The 22,084-nt window shown below is 67.6% G+C and carries 28 protein-coding genes; 19 read left to right on the top strand and 9 right to left on the bottom strand.

What is annotated here, in order from left to right; all coding sequences use genetic code 11:
• The first annotated feature begins 6 nt into the window (after positions 1 to 6).
• From FBR43_RS05370 to FBR43_RS16075, 19 genes are all read left to right on the top strand, one after another.
• Positions 7 to 891, top strand: a complete 885-nt coding sequence (locus FBR43_RS05370; protein ID WP_136942195.1) for a DUF58 domain-containing protein — start codon at positions 7 to 9, stop codon at positions 889 to 891.
• Complete coding sequence (locus FBR43_RS05365) at positions 888 to 2,024, top strand: BatA domain-containing protein (protein ID WP_136942194.1); 1,137 nt, start codon at positions 888 to 890, stop codon at positions 2,022 to 2,024. Before FBR43_RS05370 ends, FBR43_RS05365 begins: the two co-directional genes overlap by 4 nt.
• Positions 2,021 to 4,168 (top strand): DUF4175 family protein, encoded by a 2,148-nt coding sequence (locus FBR43_RS05360; protein WP_136942193.1) that lies wholly within the window; start codon positions 2,021 to 2,023, stop codon positions 4,166 to 4,168. The genes FBR43_RS05365 and FBR43_RS05360 overlap by 4 nt, the downstream gene beginning before the upstream one ends.
• Positions 4,165 to 5,907 (top strand): hypothetical protein, encoded by a 1,743-nt coding sequence (locus FBR43_RS05355; RefSeq protein WP_136942192.1) that lies wholly within the window; start codon positions 4,165 to 4,167, stop codon positions 5,905 to 5,907. The genes FBR43_RS05360 and FBR43_RS05355 overlap by 4 nt, the downstream gene beginning before the upstream one ends.
• Positions 5,908 to 6,029: 122 nt before the next feature.
• Positions 6,030 to 8,879 carry a monovalent cation/H+ antiporter subunit A gene (locus FBR43_RS05350; protein ID WP_136942191.1) on the top strand — a complete coding sequence of 950 codons (2,850 nt, stop codon included), beginning with the start codon at positions 6,030 to 6,032 and terminating at the stop codon, positions 8,877 to 8,879.
• The gene (locus FBR43_RS05345; protein WP_212611943.1) at positions 8,879 to 9,235 is read left to right on the top strand and encodes a Na+/H+ antiporter subunit C; all 357 of its coding nucleotides are present in this window, start codon (positions 8,879 to 8,881) and stop codon (positions 9,233 to 9,235) included. Before FBR43_RS05350 ends, FBR43_RS05345 begins: the two co-directional genes overlap by 1 nt.
• Positions 9,232 to 10,749, top strand: coding sequence for a monovalent cation/H+ antiporter subunit D (locus FBR43_RS05340; protein ID WP_136942189.1), 1,518 nt, complete (start codon positions 9,232 to 9,234; stop codon positions 10,747 to 10,749). The genes FBR43_RS05345 and FBR43_RS05340 overlap by 4 nt, the downstream gene beginning before the upstream one ends.
• Position 10,750: 1 nt before the next feature.
• Positions 10,751 to 11,236, top strand: coding sequence for a Na+/H+ antiporter subunit E (locus FBR43_RS05335; RefSeq protein WP_136942188.1), 486 nt, complete (start codon positions 10,751 to 10,753; stop codon positions 11,234 to 11,236).
• Positions 11,233 to 11,502: a K+/H+ antiporter subunit F gene (locus FBR43_RS05330; protein WP_169542508.1), complete on the top strand. Its 270-nt coding sequence runs from the start codon at positions 11,233 to 11,235 to the stop codon at positions 11,500 to 11,502. The genes FBR43_RS05335 and FBR43_RS05330 overlap by 4 nt, the downstream gene beginning before the upstream one ends.
• Complete coding sequence (locus FBR43_RS05325; protein ID WP_136942186.1) at positions 11,499 to 11,948, top strand: Na+/H+ antiporter subunit G; 450 nt, start codon at positions 11,499 to 11,501, stop codon at positions 11,946 to 11,948. The genes FBR43_RS05330 and FBR43_RS05325 overlap by 4 nt, the downstream gene beginning before the upstream one ends.
• Before the next feature lie 129 nt (positions 11,949 to 12,077).
• Positions 12,078 to 12,620, top strand: a complete 543-nt coding sequence (locus FBR43_RS05320) for a GIY-YIG nuclease family protein (protein WP_136942185.1) — start codon at positions 12,078 to 12,080, stop codon at positions 12,618 to 12,620.
• Positions 12,613 to 12,945 carry a hypothetical protein gene (locus FBR43_RS05315; RefSeq protein WP_136942184.1) on the top strand — a complete coding sequence of 111 codons (333 nt, stop codon included), beginning with the start codon at positions 12,613 to 12,615 and terminating at the stop codon, positions 12,943 to 12,945. The genes FBR43_RS05320 and FBR43_RS05315 overlap by 8 nt, the downstream gene beginning before the upstream one ends.
• A gap of 306 nt (positions 12,946 to 13,251) precedes the next feature.
• Positions 13,252 to 13,452 (top strand): hypothetical protein, encoded by a 201-nt coding sequence (locus FBR43_RS05310; RefSeq protein ID WP_136942183.1) that lies wholly within the window; start codon positions 13,252 to 13,254, stop codon positions 13,450 to 13,452.
• A 388-nt stretch (positions 13,453 to 13,840) separates the two neighbouring features.
• Positions 13,841 to 14,086: a hypothetical protein gene (locus tag FBR43_RS05305; RefSeq protein WP_136942182.1), complete on the top strand. Its 246-nt coding sequence runs from the start codon at positions 13,841 to 13,843 to the stop codon at positions 14,084 to 14,086.
• On the top strand, positions 14,083 to 14,487 hold the full coding sequence (locus tag FBR43_RS05300) for a hypothetical protein (protein ID WP_136942181.1): 405 nt from the start codon (positions 14,083 to 14,085) through the stop codon (positions 14,485 to 14,487). Before FBR43_RS05305 ends, FBR43_RS05300 begins: the two co-directional genes overlap by 4 nt.
• Entirely contained in the window at positions 14,484 to 14,660 is a 177-nt protein-coding gene (locus FBR43_RS16085) for a hypothetical protein (protein WP_169542507.1), read from the top strand. The genes FBR43_RS05300 and FBR43_RS16085 overlap by 4 nt, the downstream gene beginning before the upstream one ends.
• Positions 14,661 to 14,672: 12 nt before the next feature.
• On the top strand, positions 14,673 to 14,897 hold the full coding sequence (locus FBR43_RS05295; RefSeq protein WP_136942180.1) for a hypothetical protein: 225 nt from the start codon (positions 14,673 to 14,675) through the stop codon (positions 14,895 to 14,897).
• The gene (locus tag FBR43_RS16080; protein ID WP_169542506.1) at positions 14,894 to 15,070 is read left to right on the top strand and encodes a hypothetical protein; all 177 of its coding nucleotides are present in this window, start codon (positions 14,894 to 14,896) and stop codon (positions 15,068 to 15,070) included. The genes FBR43_RS05295 and FBR43_RS16080 overlap by 4 nt, the downstream gene beginning before the upstream one ends.
• A gap of 427 nt (positions 15,071 to 15,497) precedes the next feature.
• Positions 15,498 to 15,671, top strand: a complete 174-nt coding sequence (locus FBR43_RS16075; protein ID WP_169542505.1) for a hypothetical protein — start codon at positions 15,498 to 15,500, stop codon at positions 15,669 to 15,671.
• Positions 15,672 to 15,712: 41 nt separating this feature from the next.
• Here the strand turns inward: FBR43_RS16075 and FBR43_RS16070 are convergent, their stop codons facing one another.
• The 9 genes from FBR43_RS16070 to FBR43_RS05255 all read right to left on the bottom strand — a co-directional run bounded on the left by FBR43_RS16070 (position 15,713) and on the right by FBR43_RS05255 (position 22,080).
• On the bottom strand, positions 15,713 to 15,883 hold the full coding sequence (locus FBR43_RS16070; RefSeq protein ID WP_169542504.1) for a hypothetical protein: 171 nt from the start codon (positions 15,881 to 15,883) through the stop codon (positions 15,713 to 15,715).
• Between the two features lies 1 nt (position 15,884).
• Positions 15,885 to 16,277 carry a hypothetical protein gene (locus FBR43_RS05290; protein ID WP_136942179.1) on the bottom strand — a complete coding sequence of 131 codons (393 nt, stop codon included), beginning with the start codon at positions 16,275 to 16,277 and terminating at the stop codon, positions 15,885 to 15,887.
• Entirely contained in the window at positions 16,274 to 16,558 is a 285-nt protein-coding gene (locus FBR43_RS05285; RefSeq protein ID WP_136942178.1) for a hypothetical protein, read from the bottom strand. Before FBR43_RS05285 ends, FBR43_RS05290 begins: the two co-directional genes overlap by 4 nt.
• A complete protein-coding gene (locus tag FBR43_RS05280) occupies positions 16,555 to 17,163 on the bottom strand; it encodes a lysozyme family protein (RefSeq protein WP_136942177.1) in 609 nt (202 codons plus the stop codon). Before FBR43_RS05280 ends, FBR43_RS05285 begins: the two co-directional genes overlap by 4 nt.
• Positions 17,164 to 17,239: 76 nt before the next feature.
• Positions 17,240 to 17,563, bottom strand: a complete 324-nt coding sequence (locus FBR43_RS05275) for a hypothetical protein (protein WP_136942176.1) — start codon at positions 17,561 to 17,563, stop codon at positions 17,240 to 17,242.
• Positions 17,554 to 18,009, bottom strand: coding sequence for a hypothetical protein (locus FBR43_RS05270; RefSeq protein WP_136942175.1), 456 nt, complete (start codon positions 18,007 to 18,009; stop codon positions 17,554 to 17,556). The genes FBR43_RS05275 and FBR43_RS05270 overlap by 10 nt, the downstream gene beginning before the upstream one ends.
• 159 nt (positions 18,010 to 18,168) lie before the next feature.
• Positions 18,169 to 21,012, bottom strand: a complete 2,844-nt coding sequence (locus tag FBR43_RS05265; protein WP_136942174.1) for a hypothetical protein — start codon at positions 21,010 to 21,012, stop codon at positions 18,169 to 18,171.
• Entirely contained in the window at positions 21,005 to 21,406 is a 402-nt protein-coding gene (locus tag FBR43_RS05260; RefSeq protein WP_136942173.1) for a hypothetical protein, read from the bottom strand. Before FBR43_RS05260 ends, FBR43_RS05265 begins: the two co-directional genes overlap by 8 nt.
• Positions 21,403 to 22,080, bottom strand: a complete 678-nt coding sequence (locus FBR43_RS05255; RefSeq protein ID WP_136942172.1) for a hypothetical protein — start codon at positions 22,078 to 22,080, stop codon at positions 21,403 to 21,405. The genes FBR43_RS05260 and FBR43_RS05255 overlap by 4 nt, the downstream gene beginning before the upstream one ends.
• Positions 22,081 to 22,084 lie beyond the last annotated feature (4 nt).

Here is a 22,084-nt window from a genome sequence, read left to right as displayed (position 1 = left end):
GGCGGCATGTCGCCGCTCGATCTGCCGCCCGATCTGCGCAGCCGGTTGCGCGGCATCGCGATCGCGCCGCGCCGCCCCGCGATGCTCGGCGGTGCCGGCGTTCATGCCAGTCGCAACCGCGGCGGCGGCATGGAGTTCGCGCAATACCGCGCCTATGAGCAGGGCGACGAGCCGCGCCTCATCGACTGGAAGCTCTATGCGCGCTCGGACAAGTTCTTCGTGCGCGATGCCGAGCGCGAAAGCCCCGTCGTCATCTGGATGGTGATCGATGCCAGCGCCTCGATGGCGCAGGCCGATCTGGCCCGCCCCGAGTGGTCGCGCTTCGATGCCGCGCGGCAGCTCGCCGCCTGCCTGATGCAGATCGCGCTCGCGCAGGGCGACCGGTTCGGGCTAATCGTCGAGTCGGCTGCCGATCCGCTGATCCTCGCGCCGGGCAGCGGCGCGCGGCACCGCGACCGGATCGCGCTGGCGCTGGCGCGTGCGACACCCGCGGGCGCGGCCGACTGGGCACGCCATGCCAACAGTCTGGGCGAGCGTATCGGCACCGCCGATGTCGCCATCGTGCTCAGCGACGGGTTCGACGAGGAGCTGATCGCGATGATCGAGCGCCTCGCCGCGTCGGGGCGCGACCTGCGCCTCATCCGCATCCTGACGGGTGACGAACGGGATTTCCCCTTCGATCGCGGCTATCGCTTCCGCGACGCCGAAAGCGGGGCGAGCCTGCTCGGCGGCAGCGGCCAGCGCGACGCGTTTCTCGCGCGCTTCGCCGCCGCGCGCGCCGCGCTCGACACGCGGCTCGACGCGCGCGGCATCGCGCATGCCGAGCATTTCATCGACGGGCGCGCCGATGCGCCGATCGCCCGCATCGCCGGCGGAGCACGCGCACGGTGAACCCCGCCCTGCTGTTCCCCGCCGCGCTCGCGGCACTGGCCGCGCTTGCGATCCCGATCGTGATCCACATCGCGCGGCGCACCGAGACGCGAATGGTCGATTTCGCGGCGTTGCGCTGGCTCGATCCGCGCCCGCAACCGCGCCGCCGCCTGCGCATCGACGAACGGCTGCTGCTGGCGTTGCGGTTGCTGCTGCTCGCTGCCGTCGCGCTCTGGTTGGCGCGGCCGGTATTTTGGGGCGTGGCTGGCGAGGCACGCGTGGTCGCGGTCGCGCCCGGCCTGACACCGCCGACGATCGCCGCCGATGCGCGCGGCGTATGGCTCGCCCAGGGCTTTCCGCTGCTTGAGAGCACTCCCCCCGCATCTTCGGCTTCGATCACCAGCCTGATCCGCCAGCTCGACGCCGAACTGCCGCGCGAAACCGAACTCGAACTGATCGTGCCGCCGCTGCTCGATGGCGTCGATGCCGAGCGCCCGCGCCTGTCGCGCGCCGCGATCTGGCGTGTGGCCGAGGGCGCGCGGCCCGCGCCGGCAGCAACGCCTACGCCGCTCGCGCTGCTCGTGCGCCACGACGCCGGCGGCCGCGCGGCACTTCGCTATCTGCGCGCGGCGGCGATCGCTTGGGCGGGCGATGCGCGTCCCGCCTTCGCTGCCGATTCCACCGACACGCCGATCCCCGACGATACCCGTCTTCTCGCCTGGCTCGCCGAGGGACCGATGCCCGAGCGCGTGGTGCGATGGATCGAGGCAGGCGGCACCGCGCTCGTCGATCCGCGTGCCGCGCTCGCGATGCGCGAGGATGCACGCGTCGTCTGGCGCGACGATGAGAGCCGGCCGATCGCCACCGAATCGCCACTGGGCCGGGGGCGCATCGTCCGGCTGCTGCGCGCGATCGAGCCGGCATCGATGCCCGTGCTGCTCGAACCCGATTTCCCCGACCAGCTTGCTCGCGTGATCGCGCCGCCCCCGCCGCCTGCACGCGTCGCGGCGTCGGAACATGCGCCCGTTGCGGGACTTGCCCCCTGGCCACAGCCGCCCTTCGACCTGCGACCCTGGCTGGCGATCGTCATCGCGCTGCTGTTCGCAATCGAGCGCTGGCTCGCGACCAGCGCCCGCCGCGCTGCCGCGCCATGACCGCGATCGCGCCTCTCGCGCGCCTGCAACGCGCCGCCGCCCGCCGCGCGGCGATCGACATGCTGGCGATCGGTGCGCCCGGCGCGCTTGCCCTCGCCGCGATTGGATGGCGCTTCGGCAACGCCACGCTCGCCGTTCTGATCTTCGTCGCCTGTGCGCTGCTCGTCGCCGCCTTCGCCTATCTGCGCGCGCGCCGCTTCGATTGCGGCTGGCTGGTCGGCCAGCTCGATGCGCGCGTGCCCGCGTTCGAGGACAGCAGCGCGCTGCTGTTCGGCGCACCCGCGGCATCGCCGCTGGCTGCATTGCAGCGCCAGCGCATCGAGGTGCGGATCGACGCGGCCGAGGCCGTCGACTTCCGCCCCGCATGGTCGCATCGCGCGATTGTCGCCGCCTGGGTCATCGGCGCGGCGGCTATCGTCGCGCTGCTGCTGTGGCCCGACGCTACGGAGACGCCCACACCGCGCGACGGAGCGACGGCCACCGCCGCGCCGGCGATGCCGCCCACGCTCGCCGGCGTGCGGCTGCGCATCACCCCGCCGGCCTATACCGGCCTGCCGGCGCGCACTCAGTCCACGCTCGATGCCCGCGTGCCCGAGGGGTCGCGCATCGACTGGTCGGTCGCGATCCGTCCGCCCGGCGATGCCGCTGCCATCGCGCCCGTTGGCGGCAACCGGATCGCGCTCGTGCGGCAGGGCGATGCGTGGACCGGCGGCATGCCGATCGATCGCGCGATGCTCTACCGCATCGAGGCGCCCGGCCTGCCGCGCCAGCGCCTGCATCGCATCGAGACCGTCGCCGATGCCCCGCCGGTGGTGCGCGTGGTGGCACCCGAGCGGCAGCTGGCGATGCTCAACCCCGGCCAGCGCCGCTGGACGCCGGTGTTCGAGGCGACCGACGATCATGGCATCGCGGACGCCACGCTGCGTGTGACGGTGACGAAGGGCGATGGCGAGAATATCAGCTTCGAGCAACGCAGTGCCGCCATCGCCGGCAGCGGCCCCGCGCGGCGGCGCCGCTTCGCGCCGACGCTCGACATCGCGCGCGAGGGGATGGCGCCCGGCAGCGACCTCATCGTGCAGATCATCGTTGCGGACAATCGCGCGGCGGGCGCCCAGCGTGTCGAGGGGCCGAGCGCGATCCTGCGCTGGCCGCCCGATCTGGCGCTTGCCGACGGGCTCGACGGCATGGCCGCGCCCGTCATGCCCGCCTATTTCCGCAGCCAGCGCCAGATCATCATCGATGCCGAGGCGCTGATCGCCCGGCGTGCGCGCATCCCCGCACAGGAGTTCGCCGATCGCTCGAACGGTCTCGGCAACGATCAGGCATCGCTGCGCCTGCGCTATGGCCAGTTCGTCGGCGAGGAGGCAGAGGGCGGCGGCAGCGGCATTGCGCTGCCGACCAACGACGCCCCCGCGCTGCCCACCAACAACACGCCCGCCCCGCCGCCCGAGGCGCACAGCGCCGATGACGGCCACGATCATGGCAGCGAAGGCGGCGGTGCTTCGGGCGGCTTCGGTTCGGCGGTCGACGTGCTCAACGAGTTCGGCCACGCGCACGACAGCGGCGACGCGGCGACGCTGTTCGATCCGGGCACGCGATCGACGCTCGCGCAGGCGCTCGATGCGATGTGGAGTTCGGAGCGCGCGCTGCGCCAGGGCGATCCGCAGGCGGCGCTGCCGCATGCCTATCGCGCGCTCGCCTTCCTCAAGGATGCGCAGCAGGCGACGCGCATCTTCGTCCCGCGCACCGGCGCCGAACCGCCGCCCATCGACCTGTCGCGCCGCCTGACGGGCGACCGCGAAGGCATCGTCGCGCGCGAGGCGCCCGTGCCGGCGCGCCCTACCCCCGACGCCACACCGGCCGAGGCATGGCGCGCGCTGCAACCGCTGCCGGGACCGGCTCGCACGCCGCCGCTGCAACTCGGCGCGCTCGATCGCTGGGTGCGGCAGAATGCCGGGCGGATCGCCGATCCGCTCGCCCTTTCGGCAGCGATCGACACACTACGAGCCGAGCCGGCGTGCACTGCCTGTCGCGAGCGCCTGCGCGCGCTCCTGTGGCGCGTAATAACGCCGCCGCGCGCGGGGATATCGCGGCGCGCGGGGGGCAATGCGCGTGGCCGCCGCTATCTCGAGGCGTTGCGATGAGCGACGCGCGCTTCTGGGTCGCCGCGATCCTCGTGCTCGCGCTCGTCGCTGCCGTCGTGCGCATCCTGCGCCGACAACGCGCTGCAGCCCAGCCGGCGGCGCGCTGGCGGCCGGCGCTGCTCGTCGCGTTGCAGGCGGCAGCGGCAGGCGCGCTGTGGTGCATGCTCTTCCCGCCACCGATCGCGGTGCCGCGTGGCGTGCTGGTGGTGGCGACCGAGGATGCGCCAGCGACGCTGGAGGCGGCGCCCGGCGAGACGCTGGTCGCACTGCCCGAAGCGCCGGCGATCGCCGACGCGCGCCGCGTACCCGATCTGGCGACCGCGCTGCGCCAGCATCCCGATGCCGCGCGCCTGCGCATCGTCGGCAGCGGCCTCGCGCCGCGCGACCGGCAGCCGCTGCCGCTCCCCACACGGTTCGATCCGCCTGCGCCGTTTTCCGGGCTGGTCGCGCTAGCCCTTCCCGATAGCGCCGCGCCCGGCAGCGCGTTCGCGATATCGGGCGAGGTTCGGGGTCATCGCGGTGCGATCGTCGGGCTTGCCGATCCGTCGGGCAGCATCGTCGATCTCGCGCGTGTGGGTGACGACGGCAGGTTCACGCTGCGCGGCACCGCGCGCACCGCCGGCCCTGCGCGCTTCGAGCTGCGCGTCGCCGCACGCGACGGCGGCATGATCGAGCGCGTCGCCATCCCCGTGGTCGCGCGCGAGCAGCGCCTGCCGCGCGTGCATGTGCTTGCGGGCGCACCCGGCGCCGAAACCAAGTTTTTGCGGCGCTGGGCCGCCGATGCGGGCATCGCGATCGCGCTCGAAGCGCCGCTCGGCGCGGGCGTTCTACTGGCCGACGACCGCTTGCCCATCACCGCTGCGACGCTCGGGCGCATCGACCTTCTGGTGATCGACGACCGGCGCTGGGACGCACTCGATGGCAGCGCGCGCGCGACGATCATCAACGCGGTCGATGCCGGACTCGGGCTGTTGTTGCGCCCCGGCGGCGCGTTGTCGGCCGCGACGCAGCGAAGCTGGGCCAGCCTTGGCCTCGATGTCGCCCGCGGCGAGGCGGTGCTGCCGGTACGTACCGCGGACCGCGACGCCCCGGTTGTCGGACGCCGCGACCTGATCCGCCCCACGCCGCAAGCGGTGACGTTGCTGCGCGATGCGGGTGGCGAGCCACTTGCCGCCTGGCGCGCGCGCGGGCGCGGGCGGATCGGCATCTGGGCCGTGCCCGAAAGCTACGCGCTGACGCTGGCCGGCGACGGCGAGCGATATGGCGCATGGTGGAGCAGCCTGTTCTCGACGCTCGCGCGCGCCGATGGCGAGCAGAGCCCCGCCATCGATGGCATCGGACGCAGCGGCGAGCGCGTGGCGATCTGCGGCCTGTCCGGCGCGGCGACGATCGACGCGCCTGAGGGTCGCGCCACGCCGCTCGTCGTCGATCCCGCCAGCGGCGTGCATGCCTGCGCCGCCTATTGGCCACGCGCCGAGGGATGGCACCGCCTGCGCAACGGCGAGGGTCGCGAAACGGCGCTCTACGTCCATCCCGCCGGCGCGCTTGTCGCCGTGGCACGCAGCGACCGACACGCGGCCACTATCGCGCTTGCAGCCGCGTCGCGGCAGGTTCGTGCCGATGCGCCAGCGCGTACCGCGCCGGGATCGCCATGGCCGTGGTTCGCGGCATTGCTCGTCACGCTTGGCCTGTTGTGGTGGCTCGAGCGCAGCCGCTTCGGCCGCGCCGAACGCGGCTGACGCTGGCATGGCCGCCCGTCGGGGACGGTTTTGGTTGTCTAGCGCCGACGGGCTGACCTAAGGGGTGGGTGCAGGCGCCCGCCTGCGGCAACCGCGCAATCAGGGGTGATCGCGACCAGCCGATGGCGACCGGACCGATTCTCTGTGCGCTCGTTGCGCTGCCCTTCATCGCCTCGCTGCTCATCGCAGCAGCGCGCGGACGGTCGCGTGGCGTGCATTCGGGAATTGCCGCCATTGCCAGCGCCACCGGGCTTGCGCTGCTGCTCACGGTGGCTGGACCGGCACTCGACGGCGGCAGCACCGGTATCGTGATCGACTGGGTGCCCGCGATCGGTCTCGACCTGTCGCTGCGCGTCGATGCGCTGGCGCTGCTGTTCGGGCTGCTCATCCTCGGCATCGGGCTGCTGGTGGTGATATTCGCGCATTTCTACCTTGCCACGGGCGAGGCGACGGCTCGGTTCTTCGCCAGCCTGATGCTGTTCCAGGGCGCGATGCTGGGCATTGCCGTTTCGGGCAACATCCTGCTGCTGCTCGTCTTCTGGGAAATGACGAGCCTGTCGTCGTTCCTGCTCATCGGCTTCTGGCGCGACCGTGCCGATGCGCGACAGGGCGCGCGCATGGCGCTTGCCGTCACCGGCGGCGGCGGGCTGGTGCTGATCGCCGGCATGCTGCTGCTGGGGCTCGCGGCGGGGTCGTTCGATCTCGCGACGGTGCTGGCGCGTGGAGACGTCGTGCGCGCATCGCCGCTCTACGCGCCGATGCTGGTGCTGATCCTCATCGGCTGCTTCACCAAGTCGGCGCAGTTCCCCTTCCACTTCTGGCTGCCGCACGCGATGGCCGCGCCGACGCCGGTGAGCGCCTATCTCCACTCGGCGACGATGGTGAAGGCGGGCGTGTTCCTGCTCGCACGGCTGTGGCCCGTACTGGCGGGCACCGATCTCTATACGGTGCTGGTGACGACGACGGGCCTTGTCACGATGGTGTTCGGCGCCTGGGTGGCGCTGTTCCGCCACGATCTGAAGGCGATCCTCGCCTATTCGACGATCAGCCAGCTCGGCCTGCTGGTGATGCTGCTGGGCTTCTCGCTGCGCATGGCCGTAGTCGCCGCGGTACTCCACATCCTCAATCACGCCGCGTTCAAGGCGGCGCTGTTTATGGCCGCCGGCATCGTCGATCACGAGACGGGCACGCGCGACATTCGCCGGCTGGGCGGGCTGGCGCGCGTGATGCCCGTCACCGCGCTGCTCGCAACGCTTGCTGCCGCCGCAATGGCGGGGCTGCCCCCGATGGGAGGGTTCATTTCGAAGGAGATGATGCTCGACGAGACGCTGCACGTCGCACTGTTCGGCCTGCCATGGCTCGTGCCGGCGCTGGCGCTGGTCGGCGCGACGCTATCGGCGGGCTATTCGCTGCGCTTCGCAGTGCATCTGTTCTTCGGCACGCCGCGCGCAGCCGAGCCGCATGGTCGCGCGCATGATCCGGGCGCGGGCATGTGGTTGCCCCCCGCGTTGCTCGTCGCGCTTGCGGTGCTGCTTGGGTTCGCCCCGATGATGCTTGCCGCGCCGATCGTGACGCCCGTAGCCGCCGCGATCGCGGGCGTGCCGGTGGCCGTGCCCGATCTCGCACTGTGGCACGGCGTCAACGCCGCGCTGGCGATGAGCATTGCCGCCGTCGCGATCGGCGCGATTATGCTGTGGCGCCATGGCGCGCTGCTGACGCGCTACGAGAGCAGGCGCCATGTCGATGCCAAGGCCGTCTTCATGACGGTGCTGGCGGTGGCGGATGACCGCGTGCGCTCCATGATCGCCTGGATGCACCGCCCCTCGCTCCAGCGGATGCTGTTCGCGACCTTCGCCGTCGTGCTGCTTGCCATCGCCGATGGCGCGCTCACCGGCGGCGGCACGCTCGCCGGCACGCGCGCGGGGATTCCCGCGTCGGCCCCGGCGATCCTCGCGTGGCTGCTGCTTGTCGCGGCCACCGCTGCGACGCTCCACGCCCAGCGCCAGCGCTTCCGCGCGCTCATCTATGTCAGCGTCATCGGCCTCGTGATCGCGCTGGCCTTCGTGCAATTCTCGGCACCCGATCTGGCGCTCACGCAGATCGCGGTCGAGGTGGTGACGATCCTGCTGCTGCTGCTGGCGCTCAACCTCCTGCCCAAGTCGCCCCCGCTGCTGTCGCGAGCGCCGCGCCGCTGGCGCGATGCCGCGCTCGCGGTGGCGGGCGGGATCGGCATCGGCGGTGCGGCATGGGCGATGCTGACGCGCGATCCACGCGATCCGATCTCGGCCTATCATCTGGCCAACAGCTATTCGGGCGGCGGCGGCACCAATGTCGTCAACGTCACGCTCGTCGATTTCCGCGCGTTCGACACGCTGGGCGAGATCATCGTGCTCGGCATCGCCGGCCTCGTCATCTACGCGCTGCTTGACACTACCGAGCGCGGCGCCGCCGGCGCCCGGCTCCGCTCGTGGCAGGAGGACATGCCGCATTCGCCCGAGCGCCATCCGGTGATGTTCGTGATGGCGACGCGCATCCTGTTGCCGCTGGTGCTCGCGGCAGCGATCTACATCTTCCTGCGCGGGCACAACCAGCCGGGCGGCGGCTTCATCGCCGCGCTGGTGTTCGCCATCGCGTTCCTTCTGCAATATCTGTCGTCGGGCTTCGACTGGACCGATGCGCGTCGGCGCATCGGCGAGCATTTCCTCATCGCCTGGGGCGTGCTCGTCGCGCTGGCGACGGGGCTTGGCTCGCTCGCATTCGGTAGCAATTTCCTTACCAGCAGCTTCGACTATTTCACGCTGCCGCTGGTCGGCGAGTTCGAGCTGGCGACCGCGATGCTGTTCGATCTTGGCGTGTTCGCCGTCGTCCTCGGCGCGGTGATGCTTGCGCTGGCGCAGCTCAGCCACATCGCGCAGCGCGCCGCGCGTGCCCATGCCGCGCTCGCTGCCGATCAGGGCGAGGCGGCGCCATGATAACGCTCGAACTGCTCGTCGCCAGCGCGATCGGCGTGCTTGCAGCCGGCGGCATCTACCTCGTGCTGCGCGGGCGCACGTTCCAGGTCGTGCTGGGGCTCACGCTGTTCTCCTATGCGGTGAACCTCTTTCTGTTCGCCTCAGGCCGCCTCAAGATCGACCGGCCGCCGATCTGGTCGAAGACCGTCGCCGACTATGCCGATCCGCTGCCGCAGGCGCTGGTGCTCACCGCGATCGTCATCACCTTCGGCATGACCGCGCTGGCGGTGATCCTGATGCTCCGTGCCTTTCTCGAATCGGGCAGCGATCAGGTGGATGGCGAGGCGTGTCCCGCGTCGCAGGAAGACGAGGCATGAGCATCGCTGCGCATCTGGTGATCGCGCCGATCGCGATCCCCGCGCTCGCCGCACCCGTCGCGCTCTTGGTCATGCGCCGCAAGCGACGGCTGGGCGTCGCGGTGTCGCTGACTGCGTGCGTCGCGATGCTTGTGACGGCTCTGGCGCTGCTCGCGCAGGCGGGTGGCGGCGCAGTACGCAGCTATGCCATGGGCGGCTGGCCCGCGCCGTTCGGCATCGTGCTGGTGATCGACCGGCTGTCGGGCATCATGCTGCTGCTCGCCGCCACGCTGTCGCTGATCACGATGGTCCATGCCGTCGTCACCCGCACCGATCGCAAGGGCTGGCATTTCCATCCGCTGTTCCAGTTCCAACTGCTGGGGCTGAACGGCGCGTTCCTGACCGGCGACTTGTTCAACCTGTTCGTGTTCTTCGAGGTGCTGCTGATCGCCTCCTACGGCCTGATGCTGCATGGCCAGGGGCCGGCACGGCTCAAGGCGGGCGTGCAGTACGTCATCGTCAACATCGTCGGATCGTCGCTGTTCCTGGTTGCGCTCGGGCTGCTCTATGCGCTGACGGGCACGCTCAACATGGCCGACATGGGCGCGCGCGTCGCCGCGATTCCCGCCGGCGACCAGGGGCTGCTGCGCATCGCCGCACTGCTGCTGACGAGCGTGTTTGCGCTCAAGGCGGCGCTGGTGCCGCTGCATCTCTGGCTGCCGCGCACCTATGCCGTCACCACACCCGCGGTCGCCGCATTGTTCGCGCTCATGACCAAGGTGGGCGTGTACGCGCTGCTGCGCGTCGTGCCGCAGGTGTTCGGCGCCGATGCGGGCGCCGCGGCATGGGCGCCCGCCCCGTGGCTGCTGCCCGCCGCATTGCTCAGCACCGCGCTGGGGTTCGCGGGCGTGTTCGTCGCGCGCCGGCTGTCCGAACAGGCGGCCTATGCGGTGATCGGCTCGACCGGCACGCTGATGATCGCGATCGCTGCCTGGCGGCCTGAAACGCTGGGCGCTGCGATCTACTACATGATCCATTCGACGCTTGCGGGTGCTGCGCTGTTCCTTGTCGCCGATGTCGTCGCGCGGCGCCGCGCGGGGCATGGCGATGCCACAGCCCCCGGCCCCGCCTTTGCCGGAAGGCAGGCGACGGCGCTCCTTTTCATGGCCGCAGCGATCGCCGTTGCCGGGCTGCCGCCGCTGTCGGGCTTCATCGGCAAGCTGCTGGTGCTGCGCTCGGTCGCGGGCCTTACCGGTTGGGGATGGAGCTGGGCCGTAATCCTCGGCGCGACGCTGCTCGGCGTCATCGGCTTTGCGCGCGCGGGCAGCGCCATCTTCTGGAAGGACGATGGCGAAAGCGTCGCGCACGGCCATGCCCGCACGGCCAATGCCGATCTTGCCGCACCGCTCGCCGCGATCCTGCTGCTCGTCGCACTGGCGGCAGGCGCGGGTCCTGCCACCCGCTTCGCCGGACAGGCCGCCGCGCAACTGCTCGATCCCGCAGCCAACGCTGCCGCCGTGATGGAGCCGCGCTGAGATGCGGCGCCTCATACCTCATCCCGGCCTCTCGGTGCTGCTCGTCGTCATCTGGCTGCTGATGGCGAACAGCCTGAGCTTCGGCGGTTTGCTGATCGGCATCGTCATCGGCATCGCGCTGCCGATCTACACGGCACCCTTCTGGCCCGGCCGTCCCGATGTGCGCTATCGCGCCGCCATCGCCTATTGCGCGTTGGTGCTGTGGGATATCGTGATCGCCAATTTCGACGTCGCGCGCCTCATCCTATTCCGCCGCAACCGCGATCTGCGCCCGTGCTGGCTGGTCGTCCCCACCGACCTCACGACGCCCGAGGCGATCACCGTGCTCGCCGGCACGATCAGCCTGACGCCGGGCACCGTGACGGCCGACATATCGGCATGCGGGCGCCATCTGCTGGTCCATGCGCTCGACGCGCCCGATCCCGCCGCCGAGGTCGCACGCATCAAGGCACGCTACGAAGCCCGGCTGAAGCGGGTATTCCTGTGATCGAAGCGGCGATCCTCTACGCCTTTGCGTGTCTCGCGCTCGCGCTCGCTCTCAACCTGTGGCGGCTGCTGAAGGGGCCGACGACGGGCGACCGCATCGTCGCGCTCGATACGATGGTCATCAACACGATCGCGCTCATCGTGCTGTTCGGGATCGCCTTCGAAAGCCAGATCTATTTCGAGGCGGCGCTGCTGCTCGCCATGGTCGGCTTCATCGGTACCGTCGCCTATTGCAAGTTCATGCTGCGCGGAGACATCGTCGAATGAGCGCGCAACACCTCGTCGAGGCGATCTGCGCGCTACTGCTGGTAATCGGCGCGTCCTTCGCGCTCATCGGCAGCTGGGGGCTGGTGCGCCTGCCGACGCTGATGGAGCGACTGCACGGCCCGACCAAGGCGACGACGCTGGGGCTGGGAGGCATGCTGCTGGGCTCGATGCTGTTCTTCCAGCTCAGCCGCGGAACATGGTCGGCACATGAGCTGCTCATCTCGCTGTTCCTGTTCCTCACCGCGCCGGTGGCGGCGAACCTCATCGCGAAAGTGCATCTTCATCGCCTGCGCGCGAGCGAGAACCCCGAAGCGGTGAGCGCGGCGGGCATGCCGCCGCCGGTACCCGGCGATGCAGACTGGGCAACGTACGAAGCGCCGCACCCCGGCACACCCGCCGCGACGAGCGAAGCGGACCCATCGCCCGCTGATCGCCCGAAGCGCTAGCTGCGTCCGCGCGCTGCCGCGACCGGTCGCGGTCCTGGCGGCCCGCACCGGCGTGCTTGCGGTGCCCCCCGTCCCTGCTATGGACGCCGTGCCGCCGGAGGGGTGGCCGAGTGGTTTAAGGCAGCGGTCTTGAAAACCGCACCTGAGAACATCGGCAACACCAGCTTTCCCGCCAGACCCCAGCATTTCTGCCGCCGCAGCACGCGCGTTCCGCATCCGTTCGCGAAGAACATGCGGGCACAGGAGACGGCACATATGGCAACCCGCAATCTCTACGAGATGCCCTGCTACACTTACTTCGTCAGCGAAGGTCCGCGCGGGCCAATCAAGATTGGTTCGACAACCGACCCGGCCCGCCGCTTGGCGACGATGCAGATCGGCAATTCACAGAAGCTGAAGATGTTCGGGCTGGTCTTGGCGAAGGCATCACCGGAAGCACGCTGGCACCAGCGGTTCGCGGCTCAACGGCTTGGCGGGGAATGGTTTAAGCGGACGCCTGAGCTTCTGGCCGCAATCGCCGCAGAAGCGACCCACAGGCTACTGCCTCACTCTCGCGACGGCTTGACTACCCGCATGGACCGCCTCGTGCTGATTCAGGAAGCCCGCCTGAACACCCCCACCCCACCAACCAGTGCTCGCGCACCACAGAACGTAGGAGGGTCTAATGGGTGATGATGGACGCCTTAAGATCAAGTTCCGGGAAGAGCGCCAGCGATACACAATCATGGCTCGCAACGACCGGTTCGTGATCCTGACCAAGCCATTCAATGCACAGCGTACGTACCTCTACACGATCGCCGATTTGGAGCGAAAGGTGCGCGGGCCATGCAACAAGATTTTTGGTCTGCCCTGTGATGTCAATTCACCCGAAGGCGCCGCGCAGGCACTGAGCGAACTTGAGACAGGCGAGATGGAGGTCAGCTTTCGGCGCTGCGTTGACCTATCCGACGACGAGATCGCCGCCCTCACCCCCTCAGGAGCATCTAACAATGGCTAATGAGATTGATGCGATCGTGGAGAAAACAGCGTCGGGCCTGACAAAGCCGCAAAAGGCGTATCTTACCGCCGTAGCCGAGGCCGAGCGCCCCTATGCCCCAAGGCACGGCGTCACTGCGAACTGGTCGCTTCGTCGTGGGCTTACACACACCATCGTAAGCCTCAATGGCTGCGAAATGACGTGGGCCGATCTAGCGCCGGATGTCGCCTTTGGCCGAAACGTGCATATTCTCGGCCAAGTGCTCACCCCTCTCGGCGAACGAGTCCGCGCTCGCCTCCTACAGTCAGACGCAGAGAGGGAGGGGGCATGACTGAGGCTGTAGATCGACCGTTCGAATGGCGGTGGCGCATCTTGCAGGACGGCTATCAGGTCGCTGGCGGCGTCTGCCACGATAAGCGCTTTATGCTGTCCGAAATGTCTCACTATGCCGAGCTGTATTCGCAGGAGGGCACGGTCACGTTGGAAACGCGCACTGGCAAGAACAAGTGGCGGAGGCATCTCCCATGACTGACCCAAACACCCTGTTGAGGCTGGCAGAGAGGGTAGAGGCTGCGAGCGGGCCGGATCGGGGGTTGGAAATTCAAATTGTCGAAACGTTTGGCTGGCAGCATAAATTGACATGGATGCGAGAAGAATTCTGGTATCGTGATGGGAAGCGGCTGTACCGGCAGCATATCCCTCCATACACGGCCAGTTTGGACGCCGCGATGTCGCTGTGCGGGGATCGCCCGTCGTTCGACCTTTCGCACGACCACGAGGCGCAAGGCGGGGCATGGCAATGCCTCGTGGGCGACGTTGACGGATGGACACCGGATGGCATCGCTACTGCCGCCACCCCTGCCCTAGCCCTATGTGCAGCAGCCCTCCGCGCTCTCGCATCCAAGGAAGGTGTACGATGAACCCGATTGAGGCGGTCAGCAAAGCCATTCAGGACTTGCTACCAGCATGGATGGCAGAGGACGGTAGTGTCGAGGATGCTGACCTAGCCCGAGCCGCCCTCAAGGCACTGGCCGACAACATCACGCCGGAAATGGTGGAGGCGGGCGACTGGGAGTGCTTCGGCGAAGTTCGACAGGATGTTGTCGCGATCTTCCGTGCTATGATCGCCACCGCTATCCGTGCACGAAGGGACGACGTATGAGCATCATCTACAACGAATGGTTGCCTATCGCAGACGCGCCGAAGGATGGTACGATCATAGACCTTTGGACGCCGGATGCCGAGCATCCGAGCGGCGGAAGACGGGCCACTAATTTCTGCTGGTGCGGGTCGTTCTGGACGCACCCCGTCATGTTCGACGGCGCCTATGGTTTTCCATATCTCAATGCAGACGAGCCGACACACTACATGATTGTGGCGAAACCGGAAAACAACGGCTTTGCATACGCGGAATTCAAAGACGGCGTCTATAAAATGTATCACGCCAAACGCACGCCGGCACATCCGGACAAATGGACTAGGCCAGTCGCTCCGGCAAACCTCTATGCTGAGCCGCCCGAGAAGGCCGTCGTGTTCCCGCTTGAAGGTGGGGACGACGTATGAGCACGCACAATCTGAAAGGCCTGCTGGATGGCGGCGACGGCTGCTTCTATGGCCTGCCTCGGAAATGGCTGGCGGAATTGCCGTGCGATGATCTGCGCGAGCGGGAGGCGTCTGCGAAGGCTGGGGTTAAGCGCGCTTATCGGGACGAAATGCAGCGGCGCGGCATCGGCTAGCGGGGGCGACGTATGAGCGAGGAACTGGAGCGCCGGTTGCGGCAGTTGAGCGAACGCATCACGATGGGGGCCAACGAAGCGTGCGGAGAAGCCGCCGACACGCTCAAGCGGTATCGGGAGGCGGTCGAGGCCGTTGTTGACGCTTATGACGATGCCTCGAATTATGACATGCTTACCGCTCAGCTAGAAGCCGCCGTTGAAGGCGCTCGCCAAGCCTTGAGGGGCCAAGCTGCATGAGCGAGGATCGTGTCGTTCGCATCCGCCGCGTCAATATCGAGGAGCATGGCAAGCACATGCACGCGCTGCGCCAGCTATCCGATGACGAACTGCGCCAGCGATATGCGGCTGCTACCAGCTATGCGAAGGACGACCTTGGCGAGGTGATGCAGGAGCGCGGGCTAACAGGGTGAGACTGCGGGCCGGGCTTGATACCGGCTGCTCAGTGTATCGACGTATAGCCGGCCGACCGGAAGTTCGGCTGAGCCATTCGAGCGGTTTCCTTGTCGCTCTCTGCGTGTCCATCCACGCCGCCGCAGCCCCACCGCCTTACCCCATTCTATCCTTGACCGCAACAAAAACAGTGGAACGAGCGCGAGTCGCGTGGTATGGGAATGATGCTGCTAGGGTCCAAGCCTAAATCCCGAATGCAACCTGGCCAATCGCGCGATAAGGCCAGCAAGCGCAGCATGGGGCGGTGACCCGAGAAGAACGGTTTCATCTACGGTTGAGCGAAAGCCCATCCACGGTTGTCCCGGGCCGGTGAAACTCCGGATAAGCCGCCCCACTTTCCTACAACCCCACCCTCATGCCAACGTCCTCCCGAATCAGGAGGACAGCATGACCGAACACGACAAGGCGATGTGGGCGTTCCACATGCGCAGCGAATCCGTCGAATACCTGCGCGGCAAAGCCTACGCCCAGCCTCCCGGCCAAGAGGACGCAATGGCGATCCTCGCTCGCGACGAGCTATGCCGGCGGGCGGTCGAGCGTGCGCAAGCCAACCCGGCTTGAGGTCGAGGCAGCGGCGATCGTGGCGCTGATGCTGGTCGCCGCTATCGGCATTCTATGGTGACGCCCTGCCCCGCCAGCGTGCGGCAGATGCGCCCCCATGCACGCGAGACAGTCTCGCCCCACAGCTCTAGCTCGGCGCTGTAGCGGGCGCTGCCGGCATCGGCCAGCACGTCGTCAGTCGGACGCGGCTTGGCCTTGTTCGCCTCGGCCACGTCAGCCGCACTGAGCGCGATAGCGGGCGGAGGTAGTTTGCCCCGCTCGTCGCAGGCGCTCGCAGCCCAAAGCGCGGGTAGCAGCACCAACAGGCGCAACGGGTTCGCGGGCAGCAGCCTTGTCGATCGCATCGGATAGTCCTTCCTCAAGGTCGCGAATATCGCTGGTGTCCATCGCACGTTCGGCAGCGGCCTTTTCGAGGACCATCGTGCGGCGCTCGGCTGCGTCGGCTTCCGCTTCGGCAAGGCGGAGGTCGATACGCAGTTCCTCGGCGTTCGCACTTTCGCGCTGCCAGCCCACGAACGAGACAGCCGCGAACAGTGCCAGCACCGCGAAGGCGATGGGCCAGATGTTCGCGCGCGCCGTGTCGATGATGTTGCCGAGCCCGATCATGGCTGCGCTTCCTTCGTGGCGATAGGATCGTCGGGCTTGCCGGTGGGCGCATCCGGTGCACGCAGCCCGATCGAGGCTGCTGCCCGCCCCGCCGGGGATGAGCCCCACTCGCCATTGATGATTGCCCCGCCCCAGCCCAGCACGATGCCGATCGCCAGCAACAGCGCCTCTTTATTGCCCTCGGGGATCGGCACGAAATACAGCGGGACCAGGCACGCGAACCCGCCGCCGATCGCCAGTGCGCCGACGCTATGCCGGAAGGTGCTGCGTTCCTCAGTCATGCCCAGCCCCCCGCCTGCAAAGCCGTCTGCCACTTGAGCGCGATGCCCGCGATCTCATGCTGCTTGTCGGTGCCGTTGATAATGCGCCGCGCCGGGGTGAAACCGCCTTCCGTGGCAGGGCCAGCAGCCGGCAGATAATCGGACAGCTTCTTCCCGGTGAACCAGCCTTCCGTCATGCCGCGCAGCATGATCGCTGCCGATATGTCGGGGTCGAGCGCGTTGTCGTAGTTGCCGATCAGCTTGCCGTTCAGGCCCAGCTCTTTGTCGGCGCGCGCGTAGTTGTCGGGCCACGTCAGTTGCACGTCGCCCCGGCCATAGGCCACCTGCCCGCCGTGCGGCCCCGATACGCCATACTTGCGCCCCTTGCCCTTCCCGAACTCGGCGATCGGCTGCATCGTGCGCGCCGTCTCCCAATAGGAGGTCGCCAGCATGTATGCGACATAGGCCAGCGGTTGGCCGGCGAACGCCTTGAGCTTCGCCTCTATGCCTTCGAACTGGCTAGGGCTGATAGTGCCGCCGAACAGCGACTTGCGGATGGCGGCATAGAAGGGCTCGGCGTCGAAGCGCGTAGCCGCCTCAGGAAGCCGCCTCAGGGCCGCTGCCATCGTCGCGGGGCCGAACACCCCGTCAACGGCGATAGGCTCTCCAAGGGCCGCTAAACGGCGCTGTAGCGGGGTTGCGTCAGTCATTTGCCCGGTTCTCCTTGAGTTCGGACATGGCGATGCTGTGCTCGGACAATGCCGCCTGCATGTGCTGGCGAAGCGATTGCGGGCCGTGGAGCATCAGCAGCAATTCGAGTTGCTTGATCCTATCGCGCAGCGCTTCCACGTCCTTGTCGCAGCGCGTGCGTTCGTCCTCTAGCTGGCCTTGCAGCGCCTTGATGCGGGGCTCGAAGAACAGCCGCCAGATGACGGTGCCTACGCCCATCCAGAACGCCGTTGCCGCAGCCCACGACGCCATTGCCGCAGCCGCCACCACGCCCCCGTGGCTTCCGGTCAGATCCATCCCATGCTCCGCTCGAAACGCGCGTGCAGTTCCGCCGACAGACGGCGGATCGCGCGCCCAAGCGGGTGAAACTCTGCGCCCATCCCCAAGGCGACGAGCTGCGCCATCGCCATGTAGTAGATCGCCCACCACCACGTCATGGGCGATACCAGTTCCCAAAGCCGCAGCGCGTCCACCGTGACCATGGGGAAGAAGATGCCGGCGATGACGTGACCCGCCAGACCGCGCGCAATGACCATGCCGAGCGCGAACCCGGCAATGTGCACAACTAGCTGAACCGCCGGCAGATACTGGCCCATCGCATAGCCGGCGTAGGAAGCAGCGAAGGCCGCCCCCAGCACGTAAGCCATGCGGCCGAAACAGCGCCGCCCGAACAACCCGCAGCCTGCTTCCATCAGCACGACCGCGCCGATCGCCAGATAGTATACGTACTGCGGGTTGAGCATCGTCAGCCGCCGGTAGGACGCGTGGGCGGCTTCGGGGTTGGCGTCGGCGATGGCGTCGGCGTGGGAGGCGGGCCTACCTGCCCGTCGCTCATCTGCGGCACGAAATCGATCGGGGACATTGTTACTCTCCTTGGCTCGGCACAGGATGTGCGGAGGGGTTCAACACTTGTTGAGATACGGTCCCAGCACCGCAGCAGGCGGCAGTGCGGGCACGCCCTTGGGCTTCAGGATGATCGCGAAGGACGCCGAGCGCGGAATGCAGATCAGCCGCCCCGTGAGCGTGTGGACGATGCCGGCAACCTTGTTGGTCGTCAGTAGCGGCGTCGTCAGCCCGAACTCCTCATAGGTCGCAGTGTGGCGGATCGTATCGATGATGAGGAAGTTGCCCGTCCCGGCGGGCGGCGCTCCGGTGCTGGCGGCATAGATGCGCCCATCGGGGCCGGCCTTCGACGCGATCGTGTAGCCGGTGCCCGCGAGAGTGCTGAACGGGTCCATGTTGAGGCCGAACGTCTCGAAGGTCACGCGGCCCATCGGATGCACGCTGGTATCGCTCGGGTCGAAGACCAGCACGTTGCGAGCAGTGCGCGGCAGCATGTAGATGCGGCTGTCGGCACCGATCTGCGGGAACGACCATTTGAGCGTCGTCTGACCCGCGTTGCTTAGCGTGTTGAAGTTGAGCCCGAACGTCTCGCGCCATGCCTGGTTGTACGTCGGCGAAAGCGGGTTCGTGTCGATGATGAGCATGTCGTTGGCGCTGCGCGGCGCGCAGTAAATCTTGCCGTTCGGATGCAGGCAGCCGCCCACCCATTTGTCGATGCCCGAGAGGTTGAGCCCGAAGTTGGTCAGTTCGAGCTTGTCGGCGTCGGGTGCCTTCGGGTCGAGGATCAGCACCTTGTCGATGTTGTACGGGACGCCGTAAATCTTGCCGTCCATGCCGACGACGGTCGAATGCCACTTCTGCTCGTCAACAGCGCCAGTGCCGAGCGGCTGTCCCGTCAGCCCGGTTTCCCGATCGCGTGCGCCGCCCCAATCGGTCAGGATCGCCGTGCCATAGGGCGATGCCGTCAGATCATACGGGTCGATCTTCAGCACCCGCGTTTCCTCGGAGCGAGGGAACGAGTAGATGCACATATCGCCCGCGAGGACGCCGCCCTGAAACTTCTGGTTGACGGCATCGAGCGTGACGCCGAGCGCATGGCGAACCGCGACGGGGTTGTCGTTTGCCGCATCGACGTCGCGGATGATAAGGAAGTCCTGCGCGGTCGCCGGGATGCTGTAGACATAGCCGTTCGGATGCGCGACGCCGCCGAACCACTTTGTCGCCCCGCTCACGCCAGTCGGCAGGAACGCACGCAGATCGGTGTGGTAAGCCTGTCCCGCACCTGCATTGCCGGCAGGGTCGAAGATCAGGATATCCTGCGCCGCCTGATTAAGCCCGCAGGGGCACCCATAGACGATGTTCTTGTGCACGACCGCGCCAGACCATTTGAGCTGCTCAATCAGCGTTCCAGTAGTCGTCGGCGTGCGGACGTCGTACACGTTGAACGTCTGCCGCGTTGCCGTGCCGAAGGTGCTCCCGGTCGTGTCGGCCAGATCGATTTGCAGGAAGTCGCCTGCATCGCCGGGGATGCCGTACAGCTTGCGGCCGACGCGCACGATCGCGCGCCACTTGTTGCTGCCCGTCAGTGTGGCACCCATCGCCGTCCGAGTGCCAGTCGATGCCACCGTGTCGATGACGAGAATGTCGGTGGCGGTGAAGGGCACGCAGTAGATCAGCGTGCCGACGACAATCGCCCGCGACCATTTGTTGTTGTCGGACAGCGTGAGGCTATACGTCTCCTGCGTCGCGACCATCGTGGCGATGTTGACGCGCAGCACGTTGGCAGCCGTGAATGGCGTAGCGTAGACGAACCCGCCCACCGCAACCATGCCGCTGTATTTCGTGCCGCCGTTGAGCACGGTCGAACCCATGCCTAGCTGCGCAGCGGTGAAAGTCTGCGCGGTGTTGTTGGCCGGATCGATGACTAGCAGCGTCGTGGACTGGAACGGCGCGCAGTAAATGCGGCCATCATTGGCGAGACAGCCGCCGTCCCACTTCGCCGTGCCCGACAATGCCGATGCAGGCAGGCCCATCACGTCGAGCGTCGCTGTCATCGCCACCGGATCGATGACGAGGACCGATTGCGACGTATACGGGACGCAGTAGATCAGGCCATTGCGGGCAACGACCGCATCGCGCCACTTCTGCGTGCCCGAGAGGTCGAGCCCGAAGTTCGTCTGCCACGCTTCGCCGGTATCCGGGTTGTGAACCAGGACAGTCGTTGCGTCATACGGGATATGGAAGTGCAGGCCGTTTGCTCGCACCACGCCGCGCCACCGCTCCGATACCGATGGCGAGTGCACGATAGGCTGCTGAAAGCTCGTGACCTTCGCCTGCACGTCGGCATTGCCGGCGGTGCTTTCGCGTCCGAGCCGCAGCGCTGCGACCGTGGGCGACACGATGCTGGCGATCTGCTGTTCCTGGTCCGCAAGCCGCGACACGAGGTCGAACGGAAACGATCGCAGCGCCGTCGCCACAGGCCCGGCATCGTGGCGGTAGATAGTCACCGTGTTGATGCCATCGAACACGGCGAACGCATCGCCTTCGTCGGTCGCGGCTAGTCCTGCTGCCGTGCTGGCGTAGTTGGGACCGGCTGCGACCAGTGCCACGGCGGCGGATACGGCAGCGGCCTGCACCTGAGCAGCGACAAGCGGGTCAGAACCTTCCTCGATCTCGTCAAGGATGGCCTGCGCGTCGATCGCATAGCCGCGAGCGGATTTGAGCGTGGGCGTTGCGGGATCGGGAATACCGAGACTGCTGGCCCATGCCTGGGCTTTGGCTACTTCGGCGGCGGCGTTCACCACCTCGGCGGCGGCATCGGCAACCGCATCCTCGGCGCGCCCCGCCTGCAACGCAGCAAGGCGAGCGCCGGGGCCGACGAAATCGAGGAATGCGTCAGTCATTGACTGTGCCTTTCAGGATGAATTGGCCGTAGAGCAGGGTGGTTTCGGCAGGGGTGCCCACGTCGCCGGGCAGGCTCGAAACCTTCAGGTCGTAGTAGAGGGGGACGTGCGCCCCCGTTGGGTAGTCTTCGGCGTTGTCCGCATAGACGGTCGGGAATGTGGCCTTTGGCGCGAACACCTCGACTTGGCTGATGGCAAAGCCAGCGTCGTCGGTTGCGACTTCAAGCACCGAATAGTCGAACGCATCAGCGTCGATCAGGACAGGTCCGCCGGGATACAGCGCCACGGCTAGCGAGAATGTCGCCGCCGTCATGTCGAACCCGATGAAGGCGAACACGTACTTGAAATCGTCGTTAATATACTGCGACAGATCATAGGCGCGCGTCGGGGTCATGGTGCCTCCACGAAGGTTGCGCCCACGTCGCCGTAGAGGCCGTAGGTCAGCGTTGGGATGAGGCTGCCGCCGATCGCGAGCGTCGCCTTGACGACCGGCCATTCGAACTCGACGGCCGCGCCATCAGTGACAGCGACGCGCAGCGGCGGGTTGATGCGGCACTCGTAATCGAGTCCATCGCGTGACAGCACGCGCTCGACACGGTGCGCACGCTCGCCGATCGAAAACCATTCGCCGCCAAGGACCGGGGAACCGCGAACCATGCGGATCGTCAGCGTCGTCGCGCGCAACGCGGCATCGCCCACCGTCTCGGCTTCGATAGTGCGAACGCGGTAGCCTACCGCCGTCGGGAAAATCGGATCGTTGCCGGCGAAATCGGGTGCGGGCTTGGGCTTGCCGCCGATCCACAGGCGAGGCGCGGTGCGCAGCGTGACCAGCGGCACGAGGCAAGCCACCGCACCCCCCGCCAAATAGCTGTCCCATGCGTTCAGCAGGCGCTCTAGCGCGGGCGTATCCCCGGCCATGTTGCCATAGGTGACAACCACGCGCCCGCCGCCGTCAGTCTCGATTGCGTCCTCGCTGCCCGACAATGCAACGCCGCCCGAAACCGTCCTGCGATCAACGCGAACCGTCACGTCGTCGGGGTTCAGGAGGTGCGTGGGAAGGACATACATCGCG

This window comes from Sphingomonas baiyangensis, assembly GCF_005144715.1.
GTDB classification, from domain to species: domain Bacteria; phylum Pseudomonadota; class Alphaproteobacteria; order Sphingomonadales; family Sphingomonadaceae; genus Sphingomonas; species Sphingomonas baiyangensis.
This window is presented reverse-complemented; position numbering and strand designations above follow the sequence as displayed.

Excerpts from the sequence above, each read along its gene's own strand:
- FBR43_RS05285 (WP_136942178.1), bottom strand. The coding sequence starts at position 16,558 with ATGACTGAGGAACGCAGCACCTTCCGGCATAGCGTCGGCGCACTGGCG.
- FBR43_RS05290 (WP_136942179.1), bottom strand. The coding sequence starts at position 16,277 with ATGATCGGGCTCGGCAACATCATCGACACGGCGCGCGCGAACATCTGG.
- FBR43_RS05305 (WP_136942182.1), top strand. The coding sequence starts at position 13,841 with ATGAACCCGATTGAGGCGGTCAGCAAAGCCATTCAGGACTTGCTACCA.
- FBR43_RS16080 (WP_169542506.1), top strand. The coding sequence starts at position 14,894 with ATGAGCGAGGATCGTGTCGTTCGCATCCGCCGCGTCAATATCGAGGAG.
- FBR43_RS05255 (WP_136942172.1), bottom strand. The coding sequence starts at position 22,080 with ATGTATGTCCTTCCCACGCACCTCCTGAACCCCGACGACGTGACGGTT.
- FBR43_RS05310 (WP_136942183.1), top strand. The coding sequence starts at position 13,252 with ATGACTGAGGCTGTAGATCGACCGTTCGAATGGCGGTGGCGCATCTTG.
- FBR43_RS05260 (WP_136942173.1), bottom strand. The coding sequence starts at position 21,406 with ATGACCCCGACGCGCGCCTATGATCTGTCGCAGTATATTAACGACGAT.
- FBR43_RS05295 (WP_136942180.1), top strand. The coding sequence starts at position 14,673 with ATGAGCGAGGAACTGGAGCGCCGGTTGCGGCAGTTGAGCGAACGCATC.
- FBR43_RS16085 (WP_169542507.1), top strand. The coding sequence starts at position 14,484 with ATGAGCACGCACAATCTGAAAGGCCTGCTGGATGGCGGCGACGGCTGC.
- FBR43_RS05370 (WP_136942195.1), top strand. The coding sequence starts at position 7 with ATGTCGCCGCTCGATCTGCCGCCCGATCTGCGCAGCCGGTTGCGCGGC.
- FBR43_RS05340 (WP_136942189.1), top strand. The coding sequence starts at position 9,232 with ATGAGCATCGCTGCGCATCTGGTGATCGCGCCGATCGCGATCCCCGCG.
- FBR43_RS05275 (WP_136942176.1), bottom strand. The coding sequence starts at position 17,563 with ATGGATCTGACCGGAAGCCACGGGGGCGTGGTGGCGGCTGCGGCAATG.
- FBR43_RS05270 (WP_136942175.1), bottom strand. The coding sequence starts at position 18,009 with ATGCTCAACCCGCAGTACGTATACTATCTGGCGATCGGCGCGGTCGTG.
- FBR43_RS05300 (WP_136942181.1), top strand. The coding sequence starts at position 14,083 with ATGAGCATCATCTACAACGAATGGTTGCCTATCGCAGACGCGCCGAAG.
- FBR43_RS05280 (WP_136942177.1), bottom strand. The coding sequence starts at position 17,163 with ATGGCAGCGGCCCTGAGGCGGCTTCCTGAGGCGGCTACGCGCTTCGAC.
- FBR43_RS05350 (WP_136942191.1), top strand. The coding sequence starts at position 6,030 with ATGGCGACCGGACCGATTCTCTGTGCGCTCGTTGCGCTGCCCTTCATC.
- FBR43_RS05315 (WP_136942184.1), top strand. The coding sequence starts at position 12,613 with ATGGGTGATGATGGACGCCTTAAGATCAAGTTCCGGGAAGAGCGCCAG.
- FBR43_RS05360 (WP_136942193.1), top strand. The coding sequence starts at position 2,021 with ATGACCGCGATCGCGCCTCTCGCGCGCCTGCAACGCGCCGCCGCCCGC.
- FBR43_RS05355 (WP_136942192.1), top strand. The coding sequence starts at position 4,165 with ATGAGCGACGCGCGCTTCTGGGTCGCCGCGATCCTCGTGCTCGCGCTC.
- FBR43_RS16075 (WP_169542505.1), top strand. The coding sequence starts at position 15,498 with ATGACCGAACACGACAAGGCGATGTGGGCGTTCCACATGCGCAGCGAA.
- FBR43_RS05335 (WP_136942188.1), top strand. The coding sequence starts at position 10,751 with ATGCGGCGCCTCATACCTCATCCCGGCCTCTCGGTGCTGCTCGTCGTC.
- FBR43_RS05325 (WP_136942186.1), top strand. The coding sequence starts at position 11,499 with ATGAGCGCGCAACACCTCGTCGAGGCGATCTGCGCGCTACTGCTGGTA.
- FBR43_RS05265 (WP_136942174.1), bottom strand. The coding sequence starts at position 21,012 with ATGACTGACGCATTCCTCGATTTCGTCGGCCCCGGCGCTCGCCTTGCT.